Source organism: Alloacidobacterium sp., assembly GCF_035631355.1.
GTDB lineage: Bacteria > Acidobacteriota > Terriglobia > Terriglobales > Acidobacteriaceae > Alloacidobacterium.
The window spans coordinates 13,406-37,325 of record NZ_DASQIX010000005.1 but is presented as its reverse complement, the minus strand read 5'-3'; the positions used below and the strand labels follow the sequence as shown (position 1 = coordinate 37,325).

Genomic DNA, 23,920 nt, shown 5'->3' with positions numbered 1-23,920 from the left:
CTGATAGTGGACATTACTTTGTGCGCATCCTGACCCGCTACATTTTGAGAGAAGTGCTCACGCATGGACTGCTTGGGGGCGTGCTTTTTACATTTGTCCTCTTCATGAAAGAGCTTGGGCCGCTGCTTGAGCTCGCGGTGCGCAACAGCACTTCCTCCAGCACAGTTGGCGAGATTTTCCTGCTGATGCTGCCCAATATGTTCACTGTCACCATTCCCATGGCGGTGCTGGTGGGTACGCTGCTTGGCCTGAGCCGCCTCGCTGCAGACAGCGAGATTACGGCCATGCGCGCGTCCGGCGTCGGCGTCTGGAGATTCGTAGGCATCGTTGGCGTGCTTGCCGCCATAGCATGGGGAGCTGGGCTGGTGAATACGTTGTACTTTGCTCCGAAAGCTTCTGCCCAGATGCTGAGGCTTGAAGATGAATTGAAAAATACGCAGGCGACTTATGAAATTCAACCGCGTGTTTTTTATGAAGACCTGAAAAACGTTGTTCTGTATGTGGAAGATGTTCGCGCTGGAACTGGCGCGGCGAGATGGCGCCAGGTATTTCTCGCCGATCTTACGGATCCGGTCTCGCCCAAAGTCACCACGGCTGAGGAAGCCACGGTCGCAAGTACCGACAATCAGACGCTCACGATGCGTCTGCAGAACGGCATGCAGCACCAGATAGCATCTGACCGGCCTGACCAATATACGATATCGACGTTCGCCCAGACTGATTTACCTCTGGAAGCCACGTCTACGCCTGATCCGCACCTCGGCCACAGCGATGCGCCAGTTCTGGCCATGTCGAACCATGAGCTGGTCGAACGCGCAAGACGACCCGGCGGACGCTGGTATCAGATCGAGTTGGAGCGCCGCTATGCCTATCCCACTGCCTGCCTCGTGCTGCTGCTCGTCGGCGTGCCTTTGGGGATCTCGTCCAAGCGTGGAGGCAAGGGTGCGGGCTTTGTGCTGACAATTGTGCTGGTGTTTGTCTATTACTTTTTGTCGAGCGCAGGTGTGGCATTGGCGCGCCAGAATAAGCTGCCAGTACTTGCCGGGGTGTGGATGGCAAATCTTCTCTTCGGGATTTCCGGTATCTTCTTTCTGCGCCAGATGTCGATGGGAGGAGCAGCCCTTGCCGCAGTTGTGTCGGCTGGATCATGGTTTCGATGGAGAAAGCCCTCAACTTCATCGGGAGCCGTCGCAGCGGCTGAACGCGCTATCTCGAAACGGCATGTGCGCGGACGCTTCCCACTTATCCTGGACGAATATGTAATTCGCCAGTTTCTTTCCGTGCTCACTATGGTGCTGGCCGCGTTCGTCATGTTAATGCTCGTCTTCACTTTTTTCGAGCTGCTGGGTGACATTATCCGTAATCAGACGCCCTTTATCATCGTCGGCGAATATCTCCTCAACCTCACACCCAGCATGATTTACATCATCACGCCTTTGAGCGTGCTGATTGCCGTTCTCGTCGTATTCGGCGGCTTGAACCGGACGAATGAGCTTACTGCAATGAAGGCAACGGGCACGAGTCTGTACCGCATTGTCGTGCCAATCCTGGTCATCGCTTCCGTCTTGTCTCTATCCCTCTTTCTCTTTGATGAGGCGTATCTGCCGGCTGCCAATCGCAAGCAGGAGGCGCTGCATAACGTCATCAAAGGCAGACCGGCGCAGACCTATCTCCGTCCCGACAGGAAATGGATGTTTGGTATGCCGCAGGCGGGTCAGCCGGGCCGTATCTTTTATTACGAGTTTTTTGATCCGGACAACGATCGTTTCGCCAATATCACGGTTTTCGAATTTGACCCGGCGACATTCTCGCTATCTCGACGCATCTTTGCAGCAGGCGCGCATTGGGACCCGCAGATTCATCGTTGGATCTTTGAGCACGGGTGGCAGCGCAGTTTCAATGGAGACGAGGTCACGAATTTCCATACGTTTGAGGTAAGCACATTTCCGGAAATTGTCGAGCAGCCACAGTACTTCAAGAAAGAAACGCGACCTTCGCAGGAGATGAGTTTCAATGAGTTGCAGCGATACATCCGCGATCTGCGACAGAGCGGACTGGATACTATGCGGCTTCGCGTACAACTGAATCGCAAGCTGGCTTATCCAGTCATCACGCTTGTCATGGCAATACTGGCGATTCCCTTTGCGCTTTCCATGGGCAAGCGGGGATCGCTTACTGGCGTCGGAATCGCTATCGGCATGGCCATTGCATATATGTTTGTAGATGGAATGTTTGAGGCCATGGGGAATGTGAACATGCTGCCAGCGTTTCTCGCGGCATGGTCACCAGATGTGCTGTTTGCACTGGCCGGAAGTTATTTGCTATTGCGCACACCCACTTGATGCGACGTTTCCCGGCCCGCGAGAATCACATACCCAGACCGACGAAGGACTGATGCTTAAAGATCTGCAACCGCTCTTACCATATATGCGCCGCTACCGTCGCGGCTTCTTCTGGGGAGGGGTGTCGGTTGTCCTCAGCAATTTAATCTGGATATTTTTCCCGCAGGTCATTCGAGTTGCGATTGACGACTTGAACGCTGGCGTTACGGAGCGAAAAATCTGGCTATATGCAGGATTGCTGGTTGGAGTTGCAGTCGCAAAGGGCATCTTTTTGTTTCTGACGCGCTGGATCATCATTGGCGTTTCGCGCGACATTGAATTCGACCTGCGTAATGACTTGTTCCAGCAACTGGAAAGACAGTCCGCAGCCTACTATCAGCAGCACCGGACTGGCGACATCATGGCCCGCATGACGAACGACCTCAACGCCGTGCGCATGCTGCTCGGGCCAGCCATTATGTACAGCGCCAACACCATCCTGTTCTCCATAGGCGCGCTGTTTTTCCTCCTCCAAATAAGCCCATTCCTTACTTTGGTTGCGCTGGTGCCACTGCCATTAGCCAGCATTCTTGTCCAGGCCATGGGGCGGAAAATCCACGAGCGGTTTGAGCGCATCCAGGCAATGTTTTCTGACATTTCCGCGCAAGCGCAGGAGAATTTTTCCGGCGCGCGGCTGGTGCGCGCCTTTGCACAGGAAGAGGCGCAGATCACTGCCTTCGAGAAATCAAACCGGGAATATATCCGCCGTGGCCTGCGGCTGGTGCAGTTGATGGGAATGCTGTGGCCAACGCTGGAATTCGTGCTCGGTCTGGCGATGGCCATTACGTTGCTTGTCGGCGGACACGAAGTCTTGTCGCACCGCATCAGCGTCGGCGATTTCGTGGCATTCACTACCTACATGCTGATGCTCACCTGGCCGGTGATCGCGCTCGGTTGGGTCGTCAATTTGTTCCAGCGCGGGACGGCATCCATTGTGCGCATTGATGAGCTCTTGAAGGCTGAACCCTCTATTGATGATCGCAACGCAGATACTTCGATTCCTGCGGATTTCACGCTGCGAGGAGAAATAGAATTCCGCGATCTGAGCTTCTCCTATAGCCAGGATGATCGCAACGGCGCTGAGGTGCTGCGCGATGTTTCGCTGAGGATCCCTGAAGGAAGCAGCCTTGCGCTGGTAGGACCTACCGGGTCCGGCAAATCTACACTCGTAAATCTGATTGCACGTATTTATGACGGCGAGCCCGGCAGCATTTTGATTGATGGGCGTCCTATCCGTGAATATCCACTCAATGTGCTACGGGCGAATATCGGGTTCGTCCCCCAGGAAACATACCTTTTCAGCGAGACCATCCGCGGAAACATCGCGTTCGGCGTGCCCCACGCGACGGCAACAGAGGTCTTTCGCGCAGCGGAAGCCGCCCACATCCGTAAAGAATTTGAAGAGTTCCCCGCCGGATTCGAGACCATGGTAGGCGAGCGCGGCCTTACGCTTTCAGGCGGACAGAAGCAGCGCTCTGCGCTGGCGCGGGCGATTCTGCGTTATCCGCGCATTCTCATTCTCGATGACTCGCTGGCGAGCGTAGATACTTACACCGAGGAACTGATCTTGGAGGAGTTGCGGTCGATCATGCGCGACCGCACGACTATTCTGATTTCGCACCGCATCTCAACCGTTCGCCACGCAGATCAGATCGCCGTCCTTATCGCCGGTAGAATCGTCGAATTGGGAACGCACGACGAACTGCTTGCGCGAGGCGGTCACTATTCAAATCTCTTTCAGAAGCAATTGCTCGAAGAAGAGCTGGCGGTAGCGCGTTAAGCCGTCCAGCGCGACCCGATTGGCCCTTCCGTTGCAGAAGCTGCGGACACCGACGTTAACGCGTTGGTGGAACCCGGCGCGGAAAACTGCCGCAGCGTTTCGGGGTCCTGCGCTGCCTGCCGCCATGCTTCACGCACTGGCCAGATGCACTCGATAGCTTTGCGGAAGCGCTCGGGAGAGGACAGCCGGGAACCTTCGAGGCATAAGGCAAAGATCGCAGCGTAGAACTCTGACAGAGCCTTGGCCGGGCCGCCCGCTTCCATGCGCAGGCGCGATTGCAGATGTATCAGAATGTCGAGCACACGCTTGACGGCAATTCGGCGCTCTTGAACATCGCCCACTCCCGTTGCAGCTATGGCGCGATTCAGGAAGCGGACCATGCCGTCGTAGAGGGCGACAATCAATTCAACGCCATTTTTCCCGGCAACAGATTGCTGTTGATAACTTCTGTTCTGCATGGCGCCTATCCTTTGTTCTGGTTGTATCCGGTGATGGCGCTGTACATCTCGTCAATCTGTTGGAGCTGCTGCGGAATCTGGGTCAGGATGAAGTTCGCCTGGTTCAGTTTAGTCGTCAACTGCGTTTTCTGCGCGTTGATTGCTGTTTCTTCATTATTGATGTTGGTGATCAGCTGCGATTCAACCGTGGAGTTCTCCTGCAATGCTAGCCTCATGGCGCCGTTGCTGGCGCTGCTGCCGAGATTGTTGAGCACGGATGAAAAGTTGCCGCCAAATGAAGTGAATCCGCCACTTGGCTGGAAGAAATTCACCACATCCTCGTAGTTGCTGTTCAGGATGCTGCCCAGGGTGTCGGTATTCAGCGAAAGTGTTCCGTCGTTGTTGACACTGAAGCCAAGCTGAGTAATCGAGGTAACGCCATTCGACTGCGAAGAGCCGAACGTCACCGTTGTCCCACTGGTGGTGTCATGAGGCCGCTGCTGTCTACACTAATTGCACCTGTCGCTCCGCTGGTGGCATTCGTGAGGCTCAGGGTGGCGCTTGTTCCTGCTGTCATTACTGCCGCTGTCACGCCAATATTGGCGCTGTTGATCGCCGCCGCCAGCCCAGCCAATGTCTGTTTGCCCGATGGGACGGCAATCGACTGCGCCGTGCCGCCTCCTATGCTGATTGAGATGTTCCCCGACAGCACATCCGACGCTCCAATAGAAGAACTGGGAGCGGTGTTCGCAGGCTGGAGATATGTCAGCGCTGATTGCAGCGCCTGCTGAATGGTCGCAATGGTTGGGTTGCCGAATAGAGGCTCCGGCTCGCCGCTCGAATCATTGCCTTCCTGCGTGTTCAGGTCCTGGAGGACTTTGTTGTAGTCCGTCACGAACGTATTGAGGGCCGATTCCACGTCTGAATTGTTGTTCGTGATCTCAACCTGCACGCTTTCACCCGGATTGGCGCTCAATAGCTGGAATGTCACGCCCTGGATCGCGTTCGTCACCGTGTTTGACGCGCTGGTGACGGAGACCCCATCTATCGTAAGCTGCGCGTCGGCGCCAGCCTGAGTCTGCGTGAAATTGACCACCGTCGAAGTTTTCGTGTCCTGCAGGCTGCTTAATACCGAGATCGAACTGCTGGCTCCGCTCGTTTGGCTTACAAGCGAGAGGCGCGAGCCGGAGGAGTCCGTAATCACGTTGGCCGTCACACCATAGCTGCCTGAATTGATGGCGTTGGCCAATGTGCCCAGCGTGTTGTTGGTTGAATCGATCGTGATCGTCTTGCCATTGATAACCAGGCTGCCGTTAAGCGTGTCGGCGGCGTTGTTGAGCGTTGTGCTCGCATACGACGACGTTGCCGCCAACGACTGGACAGTGATGGTATGGCTCCCCGCGATCGCGGAGGTCGAAGCCGAGCTCAACGCAAGCACATTCGTGTCGGAACTCGATCCCTGCTTTTCCGCCAGCACTCCCTGAAAATCCGTCAACGACTGCATTGCCGTCGAAAGTGAGTTGAGGTCTGTGCCGATGCTGCTCAGGGTTGTGTCCTGCGATTGCAGAGCGGTCAACTGGTTCTTCCACGGCGTTTCTACCGCCTGCATGTTCGCTACAATCTGGTTGACGGTTGACGTTACGTCAAATCCTGCGCCGCTTGTGGGCGATCCGAATGACAGTCCGACTGTTCCCATATCAGTGTTATCGACGCTTTCCGTCCAGACTTCACTGCGCCGCTTTTCCTCTATCTGGATAAGCAATCAAATAGCCTTCTTGCCAAGCAATCGTTGAGCAGACCCAAAGAAAACAGGGAGCCTCGAAAGGCTCCCCGGATACAGCAACTGCTGCCGAACTACTGAAGCAGTTTCGTGACCAGCTGCTCGCTGCTGTTGGCCTGTGCCAGAGCGCTGATGCCGGTCTGGCTCAGAATTTCATATTTTGAGAGATTCGAGGTCGCCGACGCGTAGTCGGTGGCCTGGATGGAGTTCTGCGCTGAAGCCACGTTTTCCTGCTCGGTGCTTTCAACGTTGCTGACGGCGTTGAGAGTATTGATCTGTGCGCCGGTGTAGCCACGCTCCGCCGCTACATCCTGCACTGCGCTGTATACATCGTTCAACGCGGTCTGGGCATTGGCCGCTGATGTTAGGTCGTCCGTGCTCAACTTGACGCTGTCCGCGGCAACCGGGGCATAAACGAGGGTAGATGTCGCAGTGCCCGCTCCGGATGTATAGGTAAGACCAGCCGAACCCGTGCTGTCTCCCACCGCTGCGCTCGAAAGAGCGGCAAGAGTAATTGTGTCAGCAAAGCCTCCACCCTTTGTCCCGTCGCCGGTAAAGATCTGAAAATTGCCGCCGAAGACCTGCTGACCGTTATACGCGGTGGTGCTGCCTATGTTGCTGATCTCGTCCAGAATTGATTGGAACTCGGAGTTGGCAGCGCTGTCCTGCGTCGCATTCAGCGTTCCATTGGAGGCTTCCGTCGCCAGCGTGACGGCGCGGTTCAGCAGGTTCGTTACCTGCGAAAGTGCCCCATCAGCCACCTGCAGCAAACCCACGCCTTCACTGGCGTTGGTCGAAGACTGCGTCAGAGCGGCAGAGTTAGCGCCAAGCCCATTTGCGAGTGAAAGGCCGGCTGCATCGTCGGCCCCAGAGTTGATGCGCGAGCCGGACGAGAGTTGAGTCAGCACATCCTGCAAGCTCGACTGCGTCTGGTTCAGGTTATTTTCCGCATAGATAGCGGAAATGTTATTCAGGACACCCAATGACATATTCGTTGTGCTCCTCTTCGATTGATTTAGGTTGCCCGCTTCGGGTGCCTGACCGGCGCAGGAACAAGATGTTCGTGACCGGGTCACCGTTTCCACAGGAACCACGTTACCCACAGCATTCATCGGCCTGTCGCAAAAGCACTTTATAGGTGAAACGAACCAGGCCGATGTTTGGCACGTAAAGTGCGCGTGGCAGGAAGATCAACTGCGCATCATTTCAGGAGGCGTCTATTTATCAATTTTTCTGCCCCACCGCCGATAAGCCAGACAGTATTCATCGGAGGATCTCTGGACATGATTGTGCTCACACGGCTCAATGGGCAGGCCATGGTCGTCAACAGCGACCTGATTAAGTATGTGGAGTCTTCTCCGGATACCACGCTGACGCTGATTCACGGCGAAAAGATCGTTGTCTCGGAACTGTGCGAGGAAGTTTTACGGCGAATCACTGCATATCGATTCACGCTTCTATGCAGCGTCGCAGCGCAGCTCTCAGCAAGCAGCACTGTAGACCTGGCAAGCGTTGCTGCGAACGCGGCGGGGCAGCGCGCCATGGCGGTGGAGCAAGCCATACATTTAGGAGAGCTGCCTGACGAATCCGACGAACTCGCGTTGCAACGCCGGCGCCGGAATGATGCCTGACGATCTGCGCCTGCAATTCCACTTTGGAATGACTCATTGGAAAGAAATTCATCATGGATAAGAGCAGCTTTGGTGGAGTAATACTTGCGCTGGCTGGAATTCTGGCTGGCCTGTTGATGGAGGGGGGCCGTGTGGGCCAGATTCTGCAGCCTACTGCGGCCATGATCGTTCTCGGTGGAACGCTCGGAGCTGTCATGCTGCAGTTTCCGCTGGCGACTGTCGGCGCGGCATTTAATCGTCTGGCAAGCGTCTTCGTCTCAAAGAAAGTCGACAGCGAAGCCACCGTCCAGCTGCTGTTGAGCTTCGCCAACAAGGCGAGGCGCAGCGGCATCGTGTCGCTTGACCAGGACCTGCCCACGATTTCCGATGGTTTTCTCAAGCAGGCTCTCACGCTGGCAGTGGACGGCACCGAGCCAACTGAACTGCGCAAGATCATGGAACTTCAGCTAGACAATCATGCAGAAAGAGAAGAAGCCATTCCATCTGTCTTCGAATCTGCCGGCGGATTCGCGCCCACCATTGGCATCATTGGCGCGGTGATGGGCCTCATCCAGGTCATGCAGCATCTTGACCACATCGACGAAGTGGGCCGTGGCATCGCCGTCGCCTTCGTCGCGACGATTTACGGTGTCGGCTCGGCCAACATTTTCTTCCTTCCTTCGGCGGGCAAGCTCCGTTTTCACCTGAACGAAGAACAACGCATCAGGGAAATGACGCTCGAAGGCGTCATCTCGATCATCGAAGGCATGAACCCGCGCATGATTGAGGTGAAGCTGCAAAGCTTCATGGCAGAGCGCCGAAAAAAGCCGGAAGGACAGGAAGCATGAAACGACGCCAGGGCAAGCACAGTTTCAACCATGAGCGCTGGCTCATATCCTATGCTGACTTCATCACTCTGCTCTTTGCCTTTTTTGTCGTTTTGTATGCCACATCCAAGGCCGACCAGCGGAAACAGGCCGAGGCTGCAGCCTCCATTAACTCGGCTTTTCGGGCACTGGGATTGTTTCAGTCGGCATCCCCGGCAAAAGGCAGCCTGACGGCCGCTACAGCCCTTGCAACATCGCAGGAAGTTCCCGTGACTCCCATGAATGTTGTGATGGGCGACGAGATACTTGGCTCCCCGGAAGTTCAGCAGGACTTTGAGCGCATCAAGCGCGACCTGGAAGGCCGTCTCTCCAACCAGATCGCCCGCCACGTTGTTGCGCTTCGCATTGGTCGGGAAGGGCTCGTCATATCTCTGCGGGAGGCAGGATTTTACGACAGCGGCTCCGCCGTGCCTCGCCCTGTGTCCGTCACAACTCTCGGCCAGATTGCCGATGCCCTGCGCGCCACCCCATACGATGTCCGCATCGAAGGCCACACCGATAATGTGCCCATTCACACTGGGCAGTTCGACTCCAACTGGGAGCTCTCGACGACCCGCGCAACGCACTTGGCCCGCATATTCATCGTCGGCCATCATTTCGCCCCGGCACGGCTCTCCGCATCCGGTTATGCCGAATACCATCCCGCAACGACCAATGCAACTGAAGAAGGCCGCGCGCAGAACCGCCGTGTCGACATAATCGTGCTGCCGCGGATAACCGTGCCGCAGGCACCAGTCATACCTGTTCCCTTAACCAAGCCTGCCGCAATCGCAGCCGTGATTCCAGCCTCGACTGCAACAGCAAAAGCTACAACTAAGCCGCTCCCATAAGCTTCACAATGACGCTCTTGCGCCGCTGCCCATCGAACTCGGCATAAAAAACCTGCTGCCATGTCCCAAGATCAAGCCGGCCATCTGTAATGGGCAGAGTCACCTCATGATGCAGGAGCAACGCCTTCAAATGCGCGTCCGCGTTGTCTTCACCGGTCTGATGGTGACGGTAGTCAGGCCGCGCCGGCGCCAGTTTTTCCAACCACTCCTGAATGTCAGCGATCAAGCCACTTTCTAAGTCATTGACATAGATGGCAGCTGTGATGTGCATGGCGGAGACAAAGCAGAATCCGTCGCGGATTCCGCTGCGCGCAACGATCTCTTCGAGTTGAGGCGTCAGCGGCACAATTTCCCGCCGCTTTTTTGTATGGAAAAACAGATATTCCGTATAGGTTTTTACTGCTCCCGCGATGCTACTCATGAAAATTTCCTTTGCCTTTTTAGCAAAGCTATCATTGTAGTAAGTATGAATGCGCGTCTTTCGCCGGAAGATAAGTATTACGACGCCATCGATAAAGTCGCCAACGGCGATCTTACCGGTGCGGTAGCTGATTTTCGCTCCTGCCTTGCCGCTGATCCTTCGATGCTCGACGCCATGCACGGGCTGATTCACGCGTTCAAAGACCTGGGTGAACTGGATGAAGCCATCAGCGTCGCACTGCGGTTATCGGAGATCGATCCCGATGACGTTCTCGCGCACACCAGCCTGTCCATTTTGTATCAAACCAAAGGCATGGTTCCTGAGGCCGAAGCGGAAGCCACGAAGGCCAAGCTGCTCGGATGGAAGCTTCAGTTGCGCCGGCAACGTGAGGACGCGGGTGCTGTGTGACCTCTGAACTTCACAAAAAGCCTGATACATTGCTCCGACGCATGTACACTGCGCTCACAGAAGCTTATGGGCCGCAGCATTGGTGGCCGGCAAAGACCAGGCTTGAAGTCATCGTAGGAGCCTATCTCACACAAAACACCTCGTGGCGGGGGGTCGAAAAGTCTATCGAGAACCTGCGGGCACGAGACATTCTCAACCTCGATGGCCTGCGCGCAATCTCACAAGCAGAACTGCAGACGCTCATCAAACCGTCAGGCTTTATGCAGCGCAAGGCTTCGTCGATCAAAGCCTTTATCGAATTTCTGGACCGGGAGTACGATGGATCGATTGTTCGGCTTTCTTTGCAGAACGCGACAACGACATGGCAGCAGTTATTGGCCCTTCCCGGTGTTGGACCGGAAACTGCGGACGCTATTCTCCTCTACGCTCTCGGCCAGCCAGTTATGGTGGTTGACGAATACCTGCGAAGGCTCGTCACGCGTCATGGGCTGGCGCCGGAAAAAGCACGCTACACAGAAATTCAGCAGTTAGCAGTCAAGGCGTTTTCTGAAGAAGATGCAGCTTCGCTCACGAAATATTACAACGAGTTCCATGCTGTGGTCGTTGAACTCGGTAAACGTCACTGCAAGCGGAAGGCGGAATGCGACGGCTGTCCACTGTCGAAAACCGAATTCCATCCACCAAGACTGCTTTTCAACAAAGCTATGCAACGCTAGACAACGGCAGCCAAAACGTGAATACCGACCCATGATCTCGTTGGCTCTTCACCTCGATACCACCGCCATGGGCTATAAGAATTGCCTTAACAATTGCCAGTCCCATACCGCTTCCTGCGACTCGATCGCGCTGACTGCTGCCGCGGAAGAATTTATCGAAGATAAACGGCTGCTCAGCCTCATCGATGCCGGTTCCGTGGTCTGCGATATGAATCGACAGTCTTTCATCCTTTACTCCAGCGACGATTTCAATGGAGGATTTTGCAGGTGAATACTTCACGGCATTCTCTATGAGATGACGCAGGACCCGCCGCACCAGTTCGCGGTCCAAGGCTATCTGCGGGAGCGGCTCCTGGATTTGTACTTCTACCATGCGCCCGCGAAGCCGTGGCTGCTCTTCCTGCAAGACTGCGTCAATCAAGTCGCGCACATTTTCAAGTTCCGGGTGCACATGCAAGCCGGCTGTATCCAGTTGCGCCATTTCGACTGCTTCGCCAATGAGACGGTCCAGCCGTAGACTCTCTTCATCTACAACGGCGTATAATTCGTCCCGCTCAGGGTCCGGAAGCGGCGGATGGGCAATCAGCGCAGTCGCGGCGGCGCGAATTGCCGTCAATGGAGTTCTCAGTTCGTGCGTCACCGAATCGAGCAACGCGTGGCGCAGACGTTCTCCTTCCTCCATTGCTTCCATGTGGCTTGAGCGCTCAAGAGCCGCAGCGCGCTCGAGCGCAATGGCAACCAACCCGCCGATGGCCTCATACATCTCCTCCGAATACGTTCCATTCATCACTGCAAGCGCTCCGGCAGACTGCATTCCGAGAAGAAGCGGAATAAGGTAAGCATCATCCATGCGGCGAACGCCCGCTTCAGCATTGCGGGCGGCCATCTTTAGCTCGGCCGTGGGGAACAGTTCATTCTCAGGATCGGAGTAGTATGCAGCATCTTGTCCGGTAACATAGAGCGCCACGGCTCGCATGCCAAAAACCCTGGCTGCAATGGAAGGCGTGGCGCGTGCCAGCCCGCGCAGGTCCTCATATAGAAGTAGTTGCTGGCTGAATTCGTACAGGCGCTCCACCTCTCTCCTCCGTCGCTCCGATAGTTCGCTTTGTCGGCGCTCGCTCTCTGACAAATGGCTGACCAGGACGCTGGTTCCAAGAAAGACGGAAAGCGTTACCCAGTTCTGAGGCTCGGCGATTGTGAGCGCCCCAATGGGGGGCAGGAAAAAGAAGTTGTAAAGCAGCGTACAGAGAATCGAGAGATACACAGAATGGGCCAGCCGCCATCGCGTCGCCACAATCAGCACCAGCACAAGAAAACACAACGCTACTGTAGTCACGTTCACATGGACCACTCGCCGGAACAGGACAACCAATCCGCAAGCTGCCGCAGTGGATGCTGCATAGTGCAGAATCTCTGTCCCGGCTTGCTTGTTGTGCTTCAGCATCTCAAGCGCGATGATACTGTATCGAAGTATGGCTGAACGAGTTCTGGTCATTGATGACGAAATGCAGATTACGCGGGTTCTACGTGCCGCGCTTTCCGCTCATGGTTATGATGTGCGCACTGCCAATGAGCCCGAAGAGGCACTTCGCCTGGTTCAGGACTGGACGCCGGATCTGATCATCACCGATCTGATGATGCAGGGCATGACCGGCGTCGAGCTTTCCCGCACAGTGCGCGCAAAAAGCGACGTGCCAATCCTCGTGCTTTCCGTTCGTGACCAGGAGCGCTCAAAGATCGAAGCGCTGGATGCGGGCGCCGACGATTATGTAACTAAGCCGTTCAGCACACAGGAATTGCTTGCACGTGTGCGAGCCCATCTGCGCCGGGCGCCGGAGCGCAACACGAACGCGCCAATTGAAACCGGTGACTTCATTGTGGACACAGCCGCTCACAGCGTCACAGTTAAGGGCCGACCCGTCCATCTAACACCGAAAGAGTTCGAACTGCTCCTTCATTTCGCGCGCAACGCTGGCAAGGTCATAACACATCGAGCGCTGCTCACTGCTGTCTGGGGAGCGCAGTCTGCGCAGCAGCCAGAATATCTGCGCGTGTTTGTAGGCCAGCTGCGTAAGAAGCTCCAGGGCGATTCAGACAAAGAATATATTCAGACTGAACCTTGGGTCGGTTATCGTTTTCTCCCGGATGGCGGATCTGAGTAATTTCTCCATTTACGGCTTCCTTATAAATCCCTTACACCCGGTTTAGCGTGTAACCCATTTACTAAGTAAAGGCTTGCTGCGACAAGTTTCTGAAAAGGGCGCGCTATGTGGGATCTCTTAATGCTTGTATTCACGATTATCTTTTTCGTCGTTGCCCTGCTGTATGTGGGTGCCTGCGAGCGCCTGAGGTAGGCAATACATGAGCATGCTTACTCTGGTCATCCTCGCCGTCACGGTTCTCATGATGGTCTATCTAGTAGTGACCCTGCTCTATCCGGAGAAATTCTGAAGATGACAGCTAACGGCTGGCTCCAGTTCCTTGTTCTTTTTATCGCACTGCTGGTCTTTATGCGCCCGCTTGGTGTCTACATTGCCCGCGTGCTCGAAGGCGAGCGCACGTTTCTCTCCCCGGTTCTGCGGCCTGTTGAGAGACTGATTTACCGGGTCTCAGGCATACATCCTAACGAAGAAATGACCTGGCGCGAGTACTCCGTCGTGCTGCTTCTTTTCAGTTTCGTTTCCATGCTGCTTACATACGTTATTGAACGCGTGCAGCATTTTCTTCCCTGGAACCCACAACGCCTTACAGCGGTGGCGCCCGATCTAGCCTGGAATACCGCTGCTTCATTCACTACGAACACCAACTGGCAGTCTTATACGCCGGAAACCACCATGAGCTACTTCACCCAGATGGTTGGCCTCGCGTATCACAACTTTCTGAGCGCCGCAGTCGGCATCGCCGTTGCCATCGCGCTGGTTCGCGGCATCGCACGCAAAGAGTCGAAAACTATCGGGAACTTCTGGGTGGACGCTACCCGCTCGGTGCTCTACATCCTGCTGCCCATCTGCCTTATCTATGCAGGCATACTTGTCCAGCAAGGAGTTGTACAGAACCTCAAGCCTTACACCAGCGTTGCGACCCTCGAACAGCACAGCCAGATCCAGACCATCGCGCAAGGTCCGGTAGCCTCGCAGGAAGCCATCAAAATGCTTGGCACAAATGGTGGCGGTTTCTTCAACGCGAACAGTGCGCATCCGTTCGAGAACCCAACTCCATTCACTAATTTCCTGGAGATGTTTTCGATTTTCATCATTCCAGCAGCCCTGACCGTGACGCTCGGCAGGATGACGAATTCGAGAGGCCATGGATGGGCCGTGTTCGCCTGTATGTCCGTGCTTTTCATCGCCGGATTCATTACTGCCTACTGGGCAGAATCGCAGCCTCATCCATTGCTTCATGGCGTAGACCAGCGCGCAGGCAACATGGAAGGCAAAGAAGTACGCTTCGGCGTCTCACAATCCGCCCTGTTTGCCACAGTTACGACCGATGCCAGTTGCGGCGCAGTCAACTCCATGCACGATTCCTTTACGCCTCTCGGCGGCATGGTGCCACTGGCCAACATCATGCTGGGCGAAATTGTCTTCGGCGGCGTCGGCGCGGGGCTTTACGGCATGCTGATCTACGTAGTGCTTTCAGTCTTTATCGCAGGACTGATGGTCGGGCGCACGCCTGAGTATCTCGGCAAGAAAATTGAATCCTACGACGTGAAGATGGCCATGCTCTATGTGCTTATCTTCCCACTCATCATCCTCGTGCTCACAGCAATCTCTGTGCTCTCACCACAGATGGGCCTGAGCAGTTTAACAAACAACGGTCCACATGGTCTGAGCGAGATTCTATACGCCTTCACTTCAGGCGCTGGAAACAACGGCTCGGCATTTGCCGGCCTCACCGCCAATACGCACTGGTACAACCTGAGCCTTGGATTCACGATGCTCATCGGCCGTTTTCTTATGATGATCCCGATGGTAGCGCTGGCCGGCAATCTGGCGCAGAAGAAGAGCGTGCCTCCCTCTCCCGGAACGTTTCCGGTAAATACCGGCCTTTTCACCGTGCTGTTGACCAGTGTCATTCTCATTGTCGGCGCGCTAACGTTTTTCCCGGCGCTAAGCCTGGGACCAATTCTTGAACACCTGCTGCTGCATGCGGGACAGCTTTTCTAAGGCAGGGAGATAACAAATGGCAGAGAAACAGAGTCTCTGGAACCCGGTCATTCTGCGCCAGGCGATTGTCGCCGCTTTCACCAAACTCAATCCACGAGCCATGGTGAAGAACCCAGTCATGTTTGTCGTGGAAATTGGAAGCGTGCTTACTTCAGCGCTGCTGATTGCGGACCTTGTCCGGCGCCAACCCGGCTTCCCATTTGATCTGCAGATCACACTGTGGCTCTGGTTTACCGTTCTCTTTGCCAACTTTGCGGAAGCAATGGCGGAAGGCCGTGGCAAGGCGCAGGCAGACACCCTGCGCAAAGCCAAAGGCGAGACCATGGCTTATCGCTATCGTAAAGACGGCAGCCTTGAAGCTGTGTCCAGCTCACAACTACGCATCAACGACACTATTAAGGTTGAATCTGGGCAATTCATCGCAGGCGATGGCGAAGTCATCGAAGGCGTCGCATCTGTTGACGAGTCTGCCATCACCGGCGAATCCGCTCCCGTCATTCGAGAAGCTGGCGGCGACCGTTCCGCGGTCACGGGTGGAACGCGCGTTCTTTCCGACTGGATCAAGATTCGCATCACCTCAAATCCCGGTGAAACCTTTCTCGACCGCATGATCGCCTTGGTCGAAGGAGCCCAACGGCAAAAGACTCCAAACGAAATAGCGCTCAGCATCCTCCTCTCAGGACTGACAATCGTCTTCCTCCTCGCCGTTGCGACGCTGCAGCCTTTCGCGATCTACTCGCATGCGCCACAGACAATCTTTGTTCTGGTTTCATTGCTCGTCTGCTTGATTCCCACGACCATCGGTGGGTTACTCTCAGCCATCGGAATCGCTGGCATGGATCGGCTGGTGCAATACAACGTGCTCGCGATGTCCGGACGCGCCGTGGAAGCTGCGGGCGATGTAAATACCCTTCTGCTCGACAAAACCGGAACCATAACTCTTGGCAATCGTCAGGCGGCAGAGTTCCTGCCCGCCCCCGGCATCAGCACGGAGCGCCTTGCCGATGCAGCACAGCTCGCCTCGCTCTCCGACGAAACGCCAGAAGGCCGCTCCATCGTCGTCCTCGCAAAAGAAACATACAATCTGCGCGGACGCGACTTGACCGGCATGCATGCCGAGTTCGTTCCCTTCAGTGCCCAGACCCGTATGTCAGGCGTCAACCTGCCGGGAACCATGGTTCGCAAAGGCTCCGCCGACGCAATTGCGCGTCATTTGGAGCAACACGGGTCGAGCCTTCCTCGAAAAGTGACAGATAGAGTCGAGGAAATCGCCCGTCTTGGTGGAACGCCATTGGTGGTATCAGAAAACAGCACCGCGCTCGGCGTCGTCCACCTCAAGGACATCGTCAAAGGCGGCCTCAAGGACCGGTTGGCGCGCCTGCGCGCGATGGGGATTCGCACCATCATGATCACCGGCGACAATCCACTCACCGCCGCCGTCATTGCCCGTGAGGCTGGCGTTGATGATTTTCTCGCTGAAGCAAAACCCGAAGACAAAATGACCCTGATCAAGTGCGAGCAGGCAAAAGGCAAACTCGTCGCCATGACCGGAGATGGCACTAACGACGCGCCCGCGCTCGCTCAGGCCGACGTAGGCGTTGCCATGAACTCCGGCACGCAAGCCGCCAAAGAGGCTGGCAATATGGTCGATCTTGACTCCAACCCGACCAAGCTGATCGAGATCGTCGAAATCGGCAAACAGTTGCTTATGACGCGCGGCGCGCTGACAACTTTTTCTATCGCTAACGATGTCGCCAAGTACTTCGCCATTATCCCCGCGATGTTCGCAGGCGTCTTCCCGGTGTTGAATGCGCTCAATATCATGCATCTCAAGACGCCGCACTCCGCCATTTTGTCGGCAGTCATATTCAATGCAATCATCATCATCGCGCTCGTGCCAATCGCGCTGCGCGGCGTCAAATATGAGCCGAAATCCGCACAGGCCCTGCTCCGGCGTAACCTCATCATTTATGGGGTCGGCGGCGTGATCGTCCCCTTTATCGGGATCAAGCTCATTGATGTTGTCCTGAACGGCCTGCATCTGGTCTGAGAAAGAATATGGGAAAAACACTGATCATTTCTCTCCGCTACACGTTAATGACGACTGTAATTTTGGGAATCGTCTATCCTCTCGTCGTAACTGTCTTTGCACATTTTGCATTTCGAGATAAAGCTAATGGGCAACTTGTCTCAAGAAGCGGCCAGGTCATCGGCTCCAGAATCATCGGGCAGGGTTTCACCAGCGACATGTACTTTCATAGCCGCCCATCCGCTGCAGGCAACGGCTATGATGCAACCTCATCCGGCGGCTCGAATCTTGCCGCGTCAAGTCGGAAGCTTGTCTCGCGTATTGAAGGCGACGTCGCAAAATATCAGCAGAATGGAAACAATCAGCCGGTTCCCATTGACCTGGTCACAGCCTCCGGCTCTGGCCTCGATCCTGACATATCGCCCACAGCCGCATACTTTCAGGTTGTGCGCGTGGCTCGGGTGCGACATCTCAACCAGGAGGCAGTGCGCAATCTCGTTACAGCCCACATTCAGCCGCGCCAGTTCGGCATCTTCGGAGAGCCCCGCGTTAACGTACTTGAACTGAATCTCGCCCTCGATCAGATGCAATAGCGCATCTGCTCCAGCACCTGTACGAGCTTAGCGGCAGCCATCCGAAGCTCATTATCCGTTGTCAGACAGTCTGGACAGAGACGTAGCCACGGCCCGCGCGCGTCTGTGATCACACCACGCTCTGCCAATTTCTTGGAAATGGCGGCGGCATTATCCAACCGTACTGCGAGAAACGCCCCATGCTCAGTATCACCGCCGACAGCCTTGACGCCGATGTCGATTAGGTAGCTCTTGAATCTCGTCAATAGATCCAGGCCATAGGCGCGTAACCTTTCGACGCCCATAGCCAGCGCGAATCGCTGACCGCTCCGCGCCTGATAGTACGTCAGCACCGGTGGCGTCGATTCAAGAAACGCATCGCCGCCGAATCGCAACTTCGGCGGATCAGGACGTTCATAGCCGAACATGTTTTCGCGTGCAAACCACCCTGTATCCAGCGGGCGCAGACCGCTACATAGAGCTTCCGGAGAAAGATACAGGAAACACGCACCTGGGCCACCGCGCAAATATTTGTAGCTGCCGCCGATCATAAAGTCAGCCTGCATTGCAGCCGCATCTAGAGGAAAGACCCCGACGGCGTGATAAGAATCCACCAGTAATCTGGCGCGGATCGCATGGCAGGCCTCGGCCAGGGATGGCAGATCGTGGATGATCTGACCGTCCATGAACATGACCTGCGAAATCACAACCAGATCAACGCCAGAACGCAAATGCTCGCGCAGCCGGGCCACGGTAAAACGGCCGTCCACATCCGGCTCAACCCACCGCATCTCGATGCGGTCAAGCGCAGCATATTGCTTGAGAATCAAATCGATGGAATCGAATTCGCCGCGTGTGCTTAAAACGCGAGGTCTGCCTGGAAGAGCATTCAGAATCGTCCGCAATCCCTGACCTGCTGAGGTCTTAGGCACAACGGAGTCGGCGCTAGGCGCGCCAATCAGCTTCGCAATCCGCGAACGAAACGCCTCCTGTTCGGCCAGCCACTTGTCCCAGGCATCACCCAGCTTTGTTTCCCACAGAGTTATCCCTTCGCGGACATCCTCTGCCATCTGATCCAGCGGCCTTCCGAGCGAGTGGTTTGCCAGATATATATGACCATTCGCGAGCGTGCGAGAAAACAGCGGCGCTATGCAGCGTTTAATCGCTTCTTCGCGCAGCGGGCCAGACGGAAGCCTATCCACAGCCTCCTGAATCAGGCAACTCATCGCTGCGTGAGCCCGGTTCGTATGGCAAACAACTCAGGGAAAAAGGTAAGATTCAATGCCTGCTTAAGAAACGCCACTCCTGAAGAGCCTCCCGTCCCAGGCCGGAAGCCAATGATGCGCTCTACCGTCTTCATGTGGCGAAAACGCCAGAGTTGAAAATACTCTTCTACATCAACGAGCTTTTCGCACATTTCGTAAGCGTCCCAGTGCTCACGCGGGTGCTCATAAATTTGTCGCAGCACATCAACCAGTTCATCGTTCTTTTCATATGGCTCTGACCAATTGCGCTCTACGCAAGCATCCGGTATCGCAAGTCCGCGCCGCTTGAGATGGCGCAGGAATTCGTCATAGATGCTCGGCGCTTCCAAGACTACCCGCAGGTCTTCGTGGATCTGCGGAAGATGTTCGAAGACTTTCAACGCCTCGCGGTTTTTGTTGCCCAGCAGAAACTCCAACTTGCGGTACTGGAACGACTGGAAGCCTGAGGCATGCCCGAGCACACCGCGAAATTCCATGTACTCCGACGGCGTAAGCGTCTCCAGCACTGCCCATTGATCGAAGAGCTGCATCTGTATGAGCTTGACCCGCGACAGAATCTTGAAGCAGGGATCAAGCTGGTCACGCTGCACATGCCTTATCGCGGCAGAGAGTTCATGTATCAGCTGCTTAATCCAAAGCTCAGATACCTGATGCTGAATAATGAACAGCATTTCGTCATGATGCTCAGGATGGGAGAGCGGATGCTGCTGCGCCAGCAGGCCATCCAGACACAGATACCCTGCATAGCTCATCCGGTCGCGAAAATCAGTGAAGATGCCGGATTCCAGTGGCCTTATGTTTTTCTCAATCGACGACATCACCCAGAATTATAGGAGTCCAGCAAAAAGAAAGCCTGACGGAACTGTGCCCGCCAGGCAGGGAGGCATACACCATTGAGAAAACGGAACAGAATGCCTGCTCATCACAAGGTTTGTCAAATACAAATTTGACAAGGTTCTACGGACAAGCGATTTCAGGTCATGTATCTTCGGGTTCGAACAGATTTCGGGATAGAAATGCAGGACATATTTATATAATCTGCCCCTGGGGCCAGCCGAAGCTCACTTGTCGATTCCCGGCTTGCGCGAACCGAGAATGAGACATGCTTTCAGTTCCTCCAATTCCTTATGAAGTATTTGACGGCTCCCACAAATCGAACGGAGTCATCGCTCACTCACCCTTTACTGTCGGACGGCTTCCGGGGCGTGACCTGGTTCTTGAGGACGTCCACGTCTCGCGCAAGCATGCTGAAATCATCTATGAAAATGCCGCCTTCCATGTGGTGGATATGGAGAGCCGCCACGGCACATTCGTCAACGGGATTCGTATACAGCGGCAACGCCTCTCCCCTCAGGACCTTCTTCATTTTGGGTCAATGGACGGCCCCAGAATGCGGTTCGGCATTGCGGACGCCACATCAACCTCCACAATTCGCGAACTGCTGGTGCAACTCCCCGCAGCTTCTAGTACTGGCAGCGGTTTAGAAAAGCTTAGCTGGTTCCTTGAAGCAGCACGGCGCTTGAATGCCGTTGGAGCAGTGGACCAAATCCTTAGTTGCCTGGTAGAAACCACGCTCGATCTCACAAAAGTGGAACGCGGCTACTTTTTCCTCTGCGATGAAACTGGACGGCTGAAGCTGGCTGCTGGCCGCAGCAACAAAGGTGAGACCCTCACTGATGACTCGACTCTCTCCCGAAGCGCCATTCAACAGGCCATGTCATCGGCGGGTGAGTTTATAATCACGGACACTCTTAAGGCGGAATCTGCGGTCCGTTCAGAGAGCATGATCATGCAGAACATTCGCTCGATCATTTGTATTCCACTACGCAGCCGGCGTGCGCAGTCTTCAAACAAAAATGATGCAGCAAGAAACAACTTGCTCGGCGTGCTTTACCTGGATAGCCGTTTGCACGCTGGCAATCTGACGCAAGTAGATAACGAAATGCTGCACACGATCGCATCTGAAGCTGCGGCGCTCATCGACAATGCCCAGCTCGCAATTGCGGAAGAACAGGCCCGCCGTTATCGCGAAGAGCTTGATATTGCTGCGAGTATTCAGCAGGGCCTTATGGCTGTGCAGATACCTGAGCTTTCTTATGCCAAAGTTTCGGCGCGCTCCATTCCTTGCAAGGAAATCGGAGGCGACTTCTATGATGTGATGACCGACAATGACCATCTCTATCTTGTTATCGCCGATGTCTCAGGAAAGGGCGTCTCTGCGGCGCTTCTGGCCTCAACACTCCAGGGACAGATTTATTCACAATTGAACGCCCATCACTCGCTCGATACCATCGCTACGCTTCTTAATCAGTACATCTGCGCAAAGAACGTAGGCAAATATGCAACTCTGTGCATACTACGGCTCAGCAAGACGGGACAACTTGATTACATTAACTGCGGTCACCCCGCTCCTTTGGTTTGCGATGGTAGAAGCGTAGTTCAACTTCAAGGGCTGAATCTTCCGGTCGGTTTGATTGATCGTGCTGACTTCAGCGCGCACACAACAACGTTAGAGCCAGGAAACCGCGTCTTTCTGGTAACGGACGGGGTGACAGAAGCAGAGAATGCAAAGGGAGAATTTTTTGGTGACGTGCGTTTACAACACGCATTCGGCTCAAATACCAATCTGGACGGCATAGCACATGCTGTTCAGACTTTCTGTGAAGGCACGCCAGCCAATGATGACTGCACAATGCTGGAGTTGCGCTTCCACTGAGTGATATTTTGTGCTCATGCACAAACTTGCTTGCCTTCTTATTTTCGCCTCGATTGGCAGTTCTCTGTCTGTCATTGCTCAGACGCAGCCGCCAGAGCTTTCGGCAAAGGACGACCCGGCGTCTCAGGCTGTGCTCAGTCTCGAACGCTGGCGTGAGAGCCGCGTTTCCACATACATGAGTGACTTTGGCGAGCTAGATCGGTATCGCGAAGCGAATGCAGAACTCAAATCATCGGGCCCGAGCGAAAATCGTGTCGTCTTCTATGGCGACTCCATCACTGACGGCTGGATGCTGGATACCTACTTCCCCGGCAAGGGCTACATCAATCGCGGCATCAGCGGACAGACAACGCCGCAAATGTTGGTGCGCTTTCGGCAGGACGTAATAGACCTTACGCCGAAAGTCGTCGTCATTCTTGCTGGAACTAACGACATTGCCGGAAATACTGGACCTATGACGGTGGAACAAACTGAGGCAAATTATGCGTCATTGGCGGAATTGGCCCGCGATCATTCCATCCGCGTGGTCTTTTCCTCAGTCACTCCAATCCACGATTACATTAAGCAGCGGCAAGCATTCTTTCTGCAGCGCTCACCGGAAGAGATTTTGCAACTTAACCAATGGCTGCGCCATTACTGCGAGCAGAACAACCTCGTGTATCTCGACTACTACGGCGCGATGGTGGACGACCGCGGCATGATGAAAGAGAACCTGGCCAACGACGGATTGCACCCCAATGACGCCGGATATCGCATAATGGCCCCGCTCGCGGAAGCGGCCATAGAAAAGGCTCTCTCACAATAGCGCCATGGAATTGAAAGAGGCTACAGAGACAGAGCTTTCCTTTATTGTCGAGACCGAGCACTTGCCGGCGTTTCCAGGAGTACATTGGCAGAGGGACAATCGAAGAACAGGCTACGGCCATGTGCGATTCATATCCTCCACCTGATCGCGTTTGACCCTTTCGGGAAAAAGCTTGGATATACGATCCGCCGCGGGCTTCAACCGTCTGTATTAGCCAACCGGAACCTAGCCCAACCTCAGTCATGGATTTGTGGGGAGTCCCTTAACATGCAGCCGAACCGCGGTGAGATGAGGCGGGAAGATCGAGATAGCCGTGACAGTCCATTCGACTTTGACAATTTGACAATCTGATAGACGGCCGCCTTGCCCCGGTCCTGATCGATCGAGATTATCTCGCCAACAGCAGGAATGCGTTTTTCCCAATGGATTTGCAGCGGTTGACTTGTCTCTTCCGGAACGATGCTGACTTCAATGATGTGGCGCTGCGCTGCCACGGCCCTGCTCTCGACGTTCGTAGGGTCTCCTGCATGCGCGCTCTCTTTGGCTATGGTCTCGCGCACTATATTGATGTCTATGCCATGGCCGATGAGTATTTTGCCTGTATTGGAATCCGGGCTCACGCAGCAGGCCGAGGAACAAGTGCTCTGTACCAATGTGCTGGTGCCCGAGATGCTCAGCTTCCTCGGCGGCATTAGCCAGCACACGCTTGACTTCGTTCGATAGAGGCAAATCGACTGAAGTAGCAGTCTTCGGTCTCAGATCGACATACTTCTCAACCTCTTTGCGCAGAATCGCCGGCCAGTCTCTTTTCCCCAGCCAGCGGGTGACTATATGCCGGTCTTCGCGCAGCAAACCGAGCAGCAGGAACTCGGATTCAATATAAGGGCTGCCAAATGTGCAGGCTTCGTAGCGGGCAAAGAAGATGACCCGGCGTGCCTTTTCTGTATATCGCTCGAACATGCCTTCCCCTTGATTCCGATTGCGCCGCTGGAGGTTCTGGTCCACCATAGCAGCATAGCTGGACCCTCCCGCGCATTGTAAATGGGGATGACGACCATCCCCGGGCCATATTCTGCATCTCAAACAAGAAACCCATCCGAGACGAAAAGGCTGGCCG

The 23,920-nt window shown here is 55.1% G+C and carries 22 protein-coding genes and 1 pseudogene; 14 read left to right on the top strand and 9 right to left on the bottom strand.

Annotation, left to right across the window (positions count from 1 at the left end; all coding sequences use genetic code 11):
- The first annotated feature begins 20 nt into the window (after positions 1 to 20).
- Positions 21 to 2,342, top strand: coding sequence for an LptF/LptG family permease (locus tag VEV40_RS01710; RefSeq protein ID WP_324829687.1), 2,322 nt, complete (start codon positions 21 to 23; stop codon positions 2,340 to 2,342).
- Between the two features lie 52 nt (positions 2,343 to 2,394).
- Positions 2,395 to 4,161 carry an ABC transporter ATP-binding protein gene (locus tag VEV40_RS01705; protein ID WP_324829686.1) on the top strand — a complete coding sequence of 589 codons (1,767 nt, stop codon included), beginning with the start codon at positions 2,395 to 2,397 and terminating at the stop codon, positions 4,159 to 4,161.
- Here the strand turns inward: VEV40_RS01705 and VEV40_RS01700 are convergent.
- From VEV40_RS01700 to VEV40_RS01685, 4 genes are all read right to left on the bottom strand, one after another.
- Positions 4,158 to 4,619, bottom strand: coding sequence for a flagellar export chaperone FliS (locus VEV40_RS01700; RefSeq protein ID WP_324829684.1), 462 nt, complete (start codon positions 4,617 to 4,619; stop codon positions 4,158 to 4,160). The genes VEV40_RS01705 and VEV40_RS01700 overlap by 4 nt on opposite strands.
- A 5-nt stretch (positions 4,620 to 4,624) precedes the next feature.
- Positions 4,625 to 5,065 (bottom strand): flagellar filament capping protein FliD, encoded by a 441-nt coding sequence (fliD, locus tag VEV40_RS01695; protein ID WP_324829682.1) that lies wholly within the window; start codon positions 5,063 to 5,065, stop codon positions 4,625 to 4,627.
- The gene (fliD, locus tag VEV40_RS01690) at positions 5,062 to 6,360 is read right to left on the bottom strand and encodes a flagellar filament capping protein FliD (RefSeq protein WP_324829680.1); all 1,299 of its coding nucleotides are present in this window, start codon (positions 6,358 to 6,360) and stop codon (positions 5,062 to 5,064) included. The genes fliD (VEV40_RS01695) and fliD (VEV40_RS01690) overlap by 4 nt, the downstream gene beginning before the upstream one ends.
- A 92-nt stretch (positions 6,361 to 6,452) precedes the next feature.
- On the bottom strand, positions 6,453 to 7,367 hold the full coding sequence (locus tag VEV40_RS01685) for a flagellin (protein ID WP_324829679.1): 915 nt from the start codon (positions 7,365 to 7,367) through the stop codon (positions 6,453 to 6,455).
- A gap of 294 nt (positions 7,368 to 7,661) precedes the next feature.
- Here VEV40_RS01685 and VEV40_RS01680 point away from each other — a divergent pair, with 294 nt between their 5' ends.
- The 3 genes from VEV40_RS01680 to VEV40_RS01670 are packed head-to-tail and all read left to right on the top strand — an operon-like array spanning position 7,662 to position 9,705.
- Positions 7,662 to 8,009 carry a flagellar FlbD family protein gene (locus tag VEV40_RS01680; RefSeq protein WP_324829678.1) on the top strand — a complete coding sequence of 116 codons (348 nt, stop codon included), beginning with the start codon at positions 7,662 to 7,664 and terminating at the stop codon, positions 8,007 to 8,009.
- A 53-nt stretch (positions 8,010 to 8,062) separates the two neighbouring features.
- Positions 8,063 to 8,836, top strand: a complete 774-nt coding sequence (locus tag VEV40_RS01675; RefSeq protein ID WP_324829676.1) for a flagellar motor protein — start codon at positions 8,063 to 8,065, stop codon at positions 8,834 to 8,836.
- Positions 8,833 to 9,705 (top strand): flagellar motor protein MotB, encoded by an 873-nt coding sequence (locus VEV40_RS01670; protein WP_324829675.1) that lies wholly within the window; start codon positions 8,833 to 8,835, stop codon positions 9,703 to 9,705. Before VEV40_RS01675 ends, VEV40_RS01670 begins: the two co-directional genes overlap by 4 nt.
- On the opposite strand, the gene VEV40_RS01665 is transcribed toward VEV40_RS01670, so the two are convergent.
- Positions 9,689 to 10,126, bottom strand: a complete 438-nt coding sequence (locus VEV40_RS01665; protein WP_324829674.1) for a secondary thiamine-phosphate synthase enzyme YjbQ — start codon at positions 10,124 to 10,126, stop codon at positions 9,689 to 9,691. The genes VEV40_RS01670 and VEV40_RS01665 overlap by 17 nt on opposite strands.
- A 45-nt stretch (positions 10,127 to 10,171) precedes the next feature.
- Here VEV40_RS01665 and VEV40_RS01660 point away from each other — a divergent pair, with 45 nt between their 5' ends.
- Positions 10,172 to 10,534, top strand: coding sequence for a tetratricopeptide repeat protein (locus tag VEV40_RS01660; protein WP_324829673.1), 363 nt, complete (start codon positions 10,172 to 10,174; stop codon positions 10,532 to 10,534).
- The gene (locus tag VEV40_RS01655; RefSeq protein ID WP_324829671.1) at positions 10,531 to 11,250 is read left to right on the top strand and encodes a base excision DNA repair protein; all 720 of its coding nucleotides are present in this window, start codon (positions 10,531 to 10,533) and stop codon (positions 11,248 to 11,250) included. The genes VEV40_RS01660 and VEV40_RS01655 overlap by 4 nt, the downstream gene beginning before the upstream one ends.
- On the opposite strand, the gene VEV40_RS01650 is transcribed toward VEV40_RS01655, so the two are convergent.
- Positions 11,237 to 12,745 (bottom strand): ATP-binding protein, encoded by a 1,509-nt coding sequence (locus VEV40_RS01650; RefSeq protein WP_324829669.1) that lies wholly within the window; start codon positions 12,743 to 12,745, stop codon positions 11,237 to 11,239. The two genes, VEV40_RS01655 and VEV40_RS01650, sit on opposite strands and share 14 nt — an antisense overlap.
- On the opposite strand from VEV40_RS01650, the gene VEV40_RS01645 reads away from it, so the two are divergent.
- The 5 genes from VEV40_RS01645 to kdpC all read left to right on the top strand — a co-directional run bounded on the left by VEV40_RS01645 (position 12,723) and on the right by kdpC (position 18,038).
- Positions 12,723 to 13,412 carry a response regulator transcription factor gene (locus VEV40_RS01645; RefSeq protein WP_324829667.1) on the top strand — a complete coding sequence of 230 codons (690 nt, stop codon included), beginning with the start codon at positions 12,723 to 12,725 and terminating at the stop codon, positions 13,410 to 13,412. The two genes, VEV40_RS01650 and VEV40_RS01645, sit on opposite strands and share 23 nt — an antisense overlap.
- A gap of 199 nt (positions 13,413 to 13,611) precedes the next feature.
- Positions 13,612 to 13,701 carry a K(+)-transporting ATPase subunit F gene (gene kdpF / locus VEV40_RS01640; protein ID WP_324829666.1) on the top strand — a complete coding sequence of 30 codons (90 nt, stop codon included), beginning with the start codon at positions 13,612 to 13,614 and terminating at the stop codon, positions 13,699 to 13,701.
- Positions 13,702 to 13,703: 2 nt separating this feature from the next.
- Positions 13,704 to 15,416: a potassium-transporting ATPase subunit KdpA gene (gene kdpA / locus VEV40_RS01635; RefSeq protein WP_324829664.1), complete on the top strand. Its 1,713-nt coding sequence runs from the start codon at positions 13,704 to 13,706 to the stop codon at positions 15,414 to 15,416.
- 16 nt (positions 15,417 to 15,432) lie between these two features.
- Positions 15,433 to 17,466 (top strand): potassium-transporting ATPase subunit KdpB, encoded by a 2,034-nt coding sequence (kdpB, locus tag VEV40_RS01630; RefSeq protein WP_324829663.1) that lies wholly within the window; start codon positions 15,433 to 15,435, stop codon positions 17,464 to 17,466.
- An 8-nt stretch (positions 17,467 to 17,474) separates the two neighbouring features.
- Positions 17,475 to 18,038, top strand: a complete 564-nt coding sequence (kdpC, locus tag VEV40_RS01625) for a potassium-transporting ATPase subunit KdpC (RefSeq protein WP_324829662.1) — start codon at positions 17,475 to 17,477, stop codon at positions 18,036 to 18,038.
- Here the strand turns inward: kdpC and VEV40_RS01620 are convergent.
- The gene (locus VEV40_RS01620; RefSeq protein ID WP_324829661.1) at positions 18,026 to 19,219 is read right to left on the bottom strand and encodes an aminotransferase class V-fold PLP-dependent enzyme; all 1,194 of its coding nucleotides are present in this window, start codon (positions 19,217 to 19,219) and stop codon (positions 18,026 to 18,028) included. The two genes, kdpC and VEV40_RS01620, sit on opposite strands and share 13 nt — an antisense overlap.
- Before the next feature lie 20 nt (positions 19,220 to 19,239).
- Positions 19,240 to 20,100: a tryptophan 2,3-dioxygenase gene (locus VEV40_RS01615; protein ID WP_324829659.1), complete on the bottom strand. Its 861-nt coding sequence runs from the start codon at positions 20,098 to 20,100 to the stop codon at positions 19,240 to 19,242.
- A gap of 284 nt (positions 20,101 to 20,384) precedes the next feature.
- Here VEV40_RS01615 and VEV40_RS01610 point away from each other — a divergent pair, with 284 nt between their 5' ends.
- Positions 20,385 to 21,998, top strand: a complete 1,614-nt coding sequence (locus VEV40_RS01610) for a SpoIIE family protein phosphatase (protein WP_324829657.1) — start codon at positions 20,385 to 20,387, stop codon at positions 21,996 to 21,998.
- A gap of 16 nt (positions 21,999 to 22,014) precedes the next feature.
- Positions 22,015 to 22,803, top strand: a complete 789-nt coding sequence (locus VEV40_RS01605) for an SGNH/GDSL hydrolase family protein (RefSeq protein WP_324829656.1) — start codon at positions 22,015 to 22,017, stop codon at positions 22,801 to 22,803.
- 611 nt (positions 22,804 to 23,414) lie between these two features.
- Here the strand turns inward: VEV40_RS01605 and VEV40_RS20630 are convergent.
- Positions 23,415 to 23,553 (bottom strand): annotated as a pseudogene (locus VEV40_RS20630) (Clp protease N-terminal domain-containing protein); the annotation flags it as partial.
- Positions 23,554 to 23,920 lie beyond the last annotated feature (367 nt).

What these genes read in the sequence shown, in the direction of transcription:
- VEV40_RS01705 (WP_324829686.1), top strand. Translation starts at nt 2,395, where the DNA reads ATGCTTAAAGATCTGCAACCGCTCTTACCATATATGCGCCGCTACCGT.
- VEV40_RS01700 (WP_324829684.1), bottom strand. Translation starts at nt 4,619, where the DNA reads ATGCAGAACAGAAGTTATCAACAGCAATCTGTTGCCGGGAAAAATGGC.
- VEV40_RS01685 (WP_324829679.1), bottom strand. Translation starts at nt 7,367, where the DNA reads ATGTCATTGGGTGTCCTGAATAACATTTCCGCTATCTATGCGGAAAAT.
- VEV40_RS01680 (WP_324829678.1), top strand. Translation starts at nt 7,662, where the DNA reads ATGATTGTGCTCACACGGCTCAATGGGCAGGCCATGGTCGTCAACAGC.
- VEV40_RS01675 (WP_324829676.1), top strand. Translation starts at nt 8,063, where the DNA reads ATGGATAAGAGCAGCTTTGGTGGAGTAATACTTGCGCTGGCTGGAATT.
- VEV40_RS01670 (WP_324829675.1), top strand. Translation starts at nt 8,833, where the DNA reads ATGAAACGACGCCAGGGCAAGCACAGTTTCAACCATGAGCGCTGGCTC.
- VEV40_RS01665 (WP_324829674.1), bottom strand. Translation starts at nt 10,126, where the DNA reads ATGAGTAGCATCGCGGGAGCAGTAAAAACCTATACGGAATATCTGTTT.
- VEV40_RS01660 (WP_324829673.1), top strand. Translation starts at nt 10,172, where the DNA reads ATGAATGCGCGTCTTTCGCCGGAAGATAAGTATTACGACGCCATCGAT.
- VEV40_RS01645 (WP_324829667.1), top strand. Translation starts at nt 12,723, where the DNA reads ATGGCTGAACGAGTTCTGGTCATTGATGACGAAATGCAGATTACGCGG.
- VEV40_RS01650 (WP_324829669.1), bottom strand. Translation starts at nt 12,745, where the DNA reads ATGACCAGAACTCGTTCAGCCATACTTCGATACAGTATCATCGCGCTT.
- kdpF (WP_324829666.1), top strand. Translation starts at nt 13,612, where the DNA reads ATGAGCATGCTTACTCTGGTCATCCTCGCCGTCACGGTTCTCATGATG.
- kdpA (WP_324829664.1), top strand. Translation starts at nt 13,704, where the DNA reads ATGACAGCTAACGGCTGGCTCCAGTTCCTTGTTCTTTTTATCGCACTG.
- kdpB (WP_324829663.1), top strand. Translation starts at nt 15,433, where the DNA reads ATGGCAGAGAAACAGAGTCTCTGGAACCCGGTCATTCTGCGCCAGGCG.
- kdpC (WP_324829662.1), top strand. Translation starts at nt 17,475, where the DNA reads ATGGGAAAAACACTGATCATTTCTCTCCGCTACACGTTAATGACGACT.
- VEV40_RS01615 (WP_324829659.1), bottom strand. Translation starts at nt 20,100, where the DNA reads ATGTCGTCGATTGAGAAAAACATAAGGCCACTGGAATCCGGCATCTTC.
- VEV40_RS01610 (WP_324829657.1), top strand. Translation starts at nt 20,385, where the DNA reads ATGCTTTCAGTTCCTCCAATTCCTTATGAAGTATTTGACGGCTCCCAC.
- VEV40_RS01605 (WP_324829656.1), top strand. Translation starts at nt 22,015, where the DNA reads ATGCACAAACTTGCTTGCCTTCTTATTTTCGCCTCGATTGGCAGTTCT.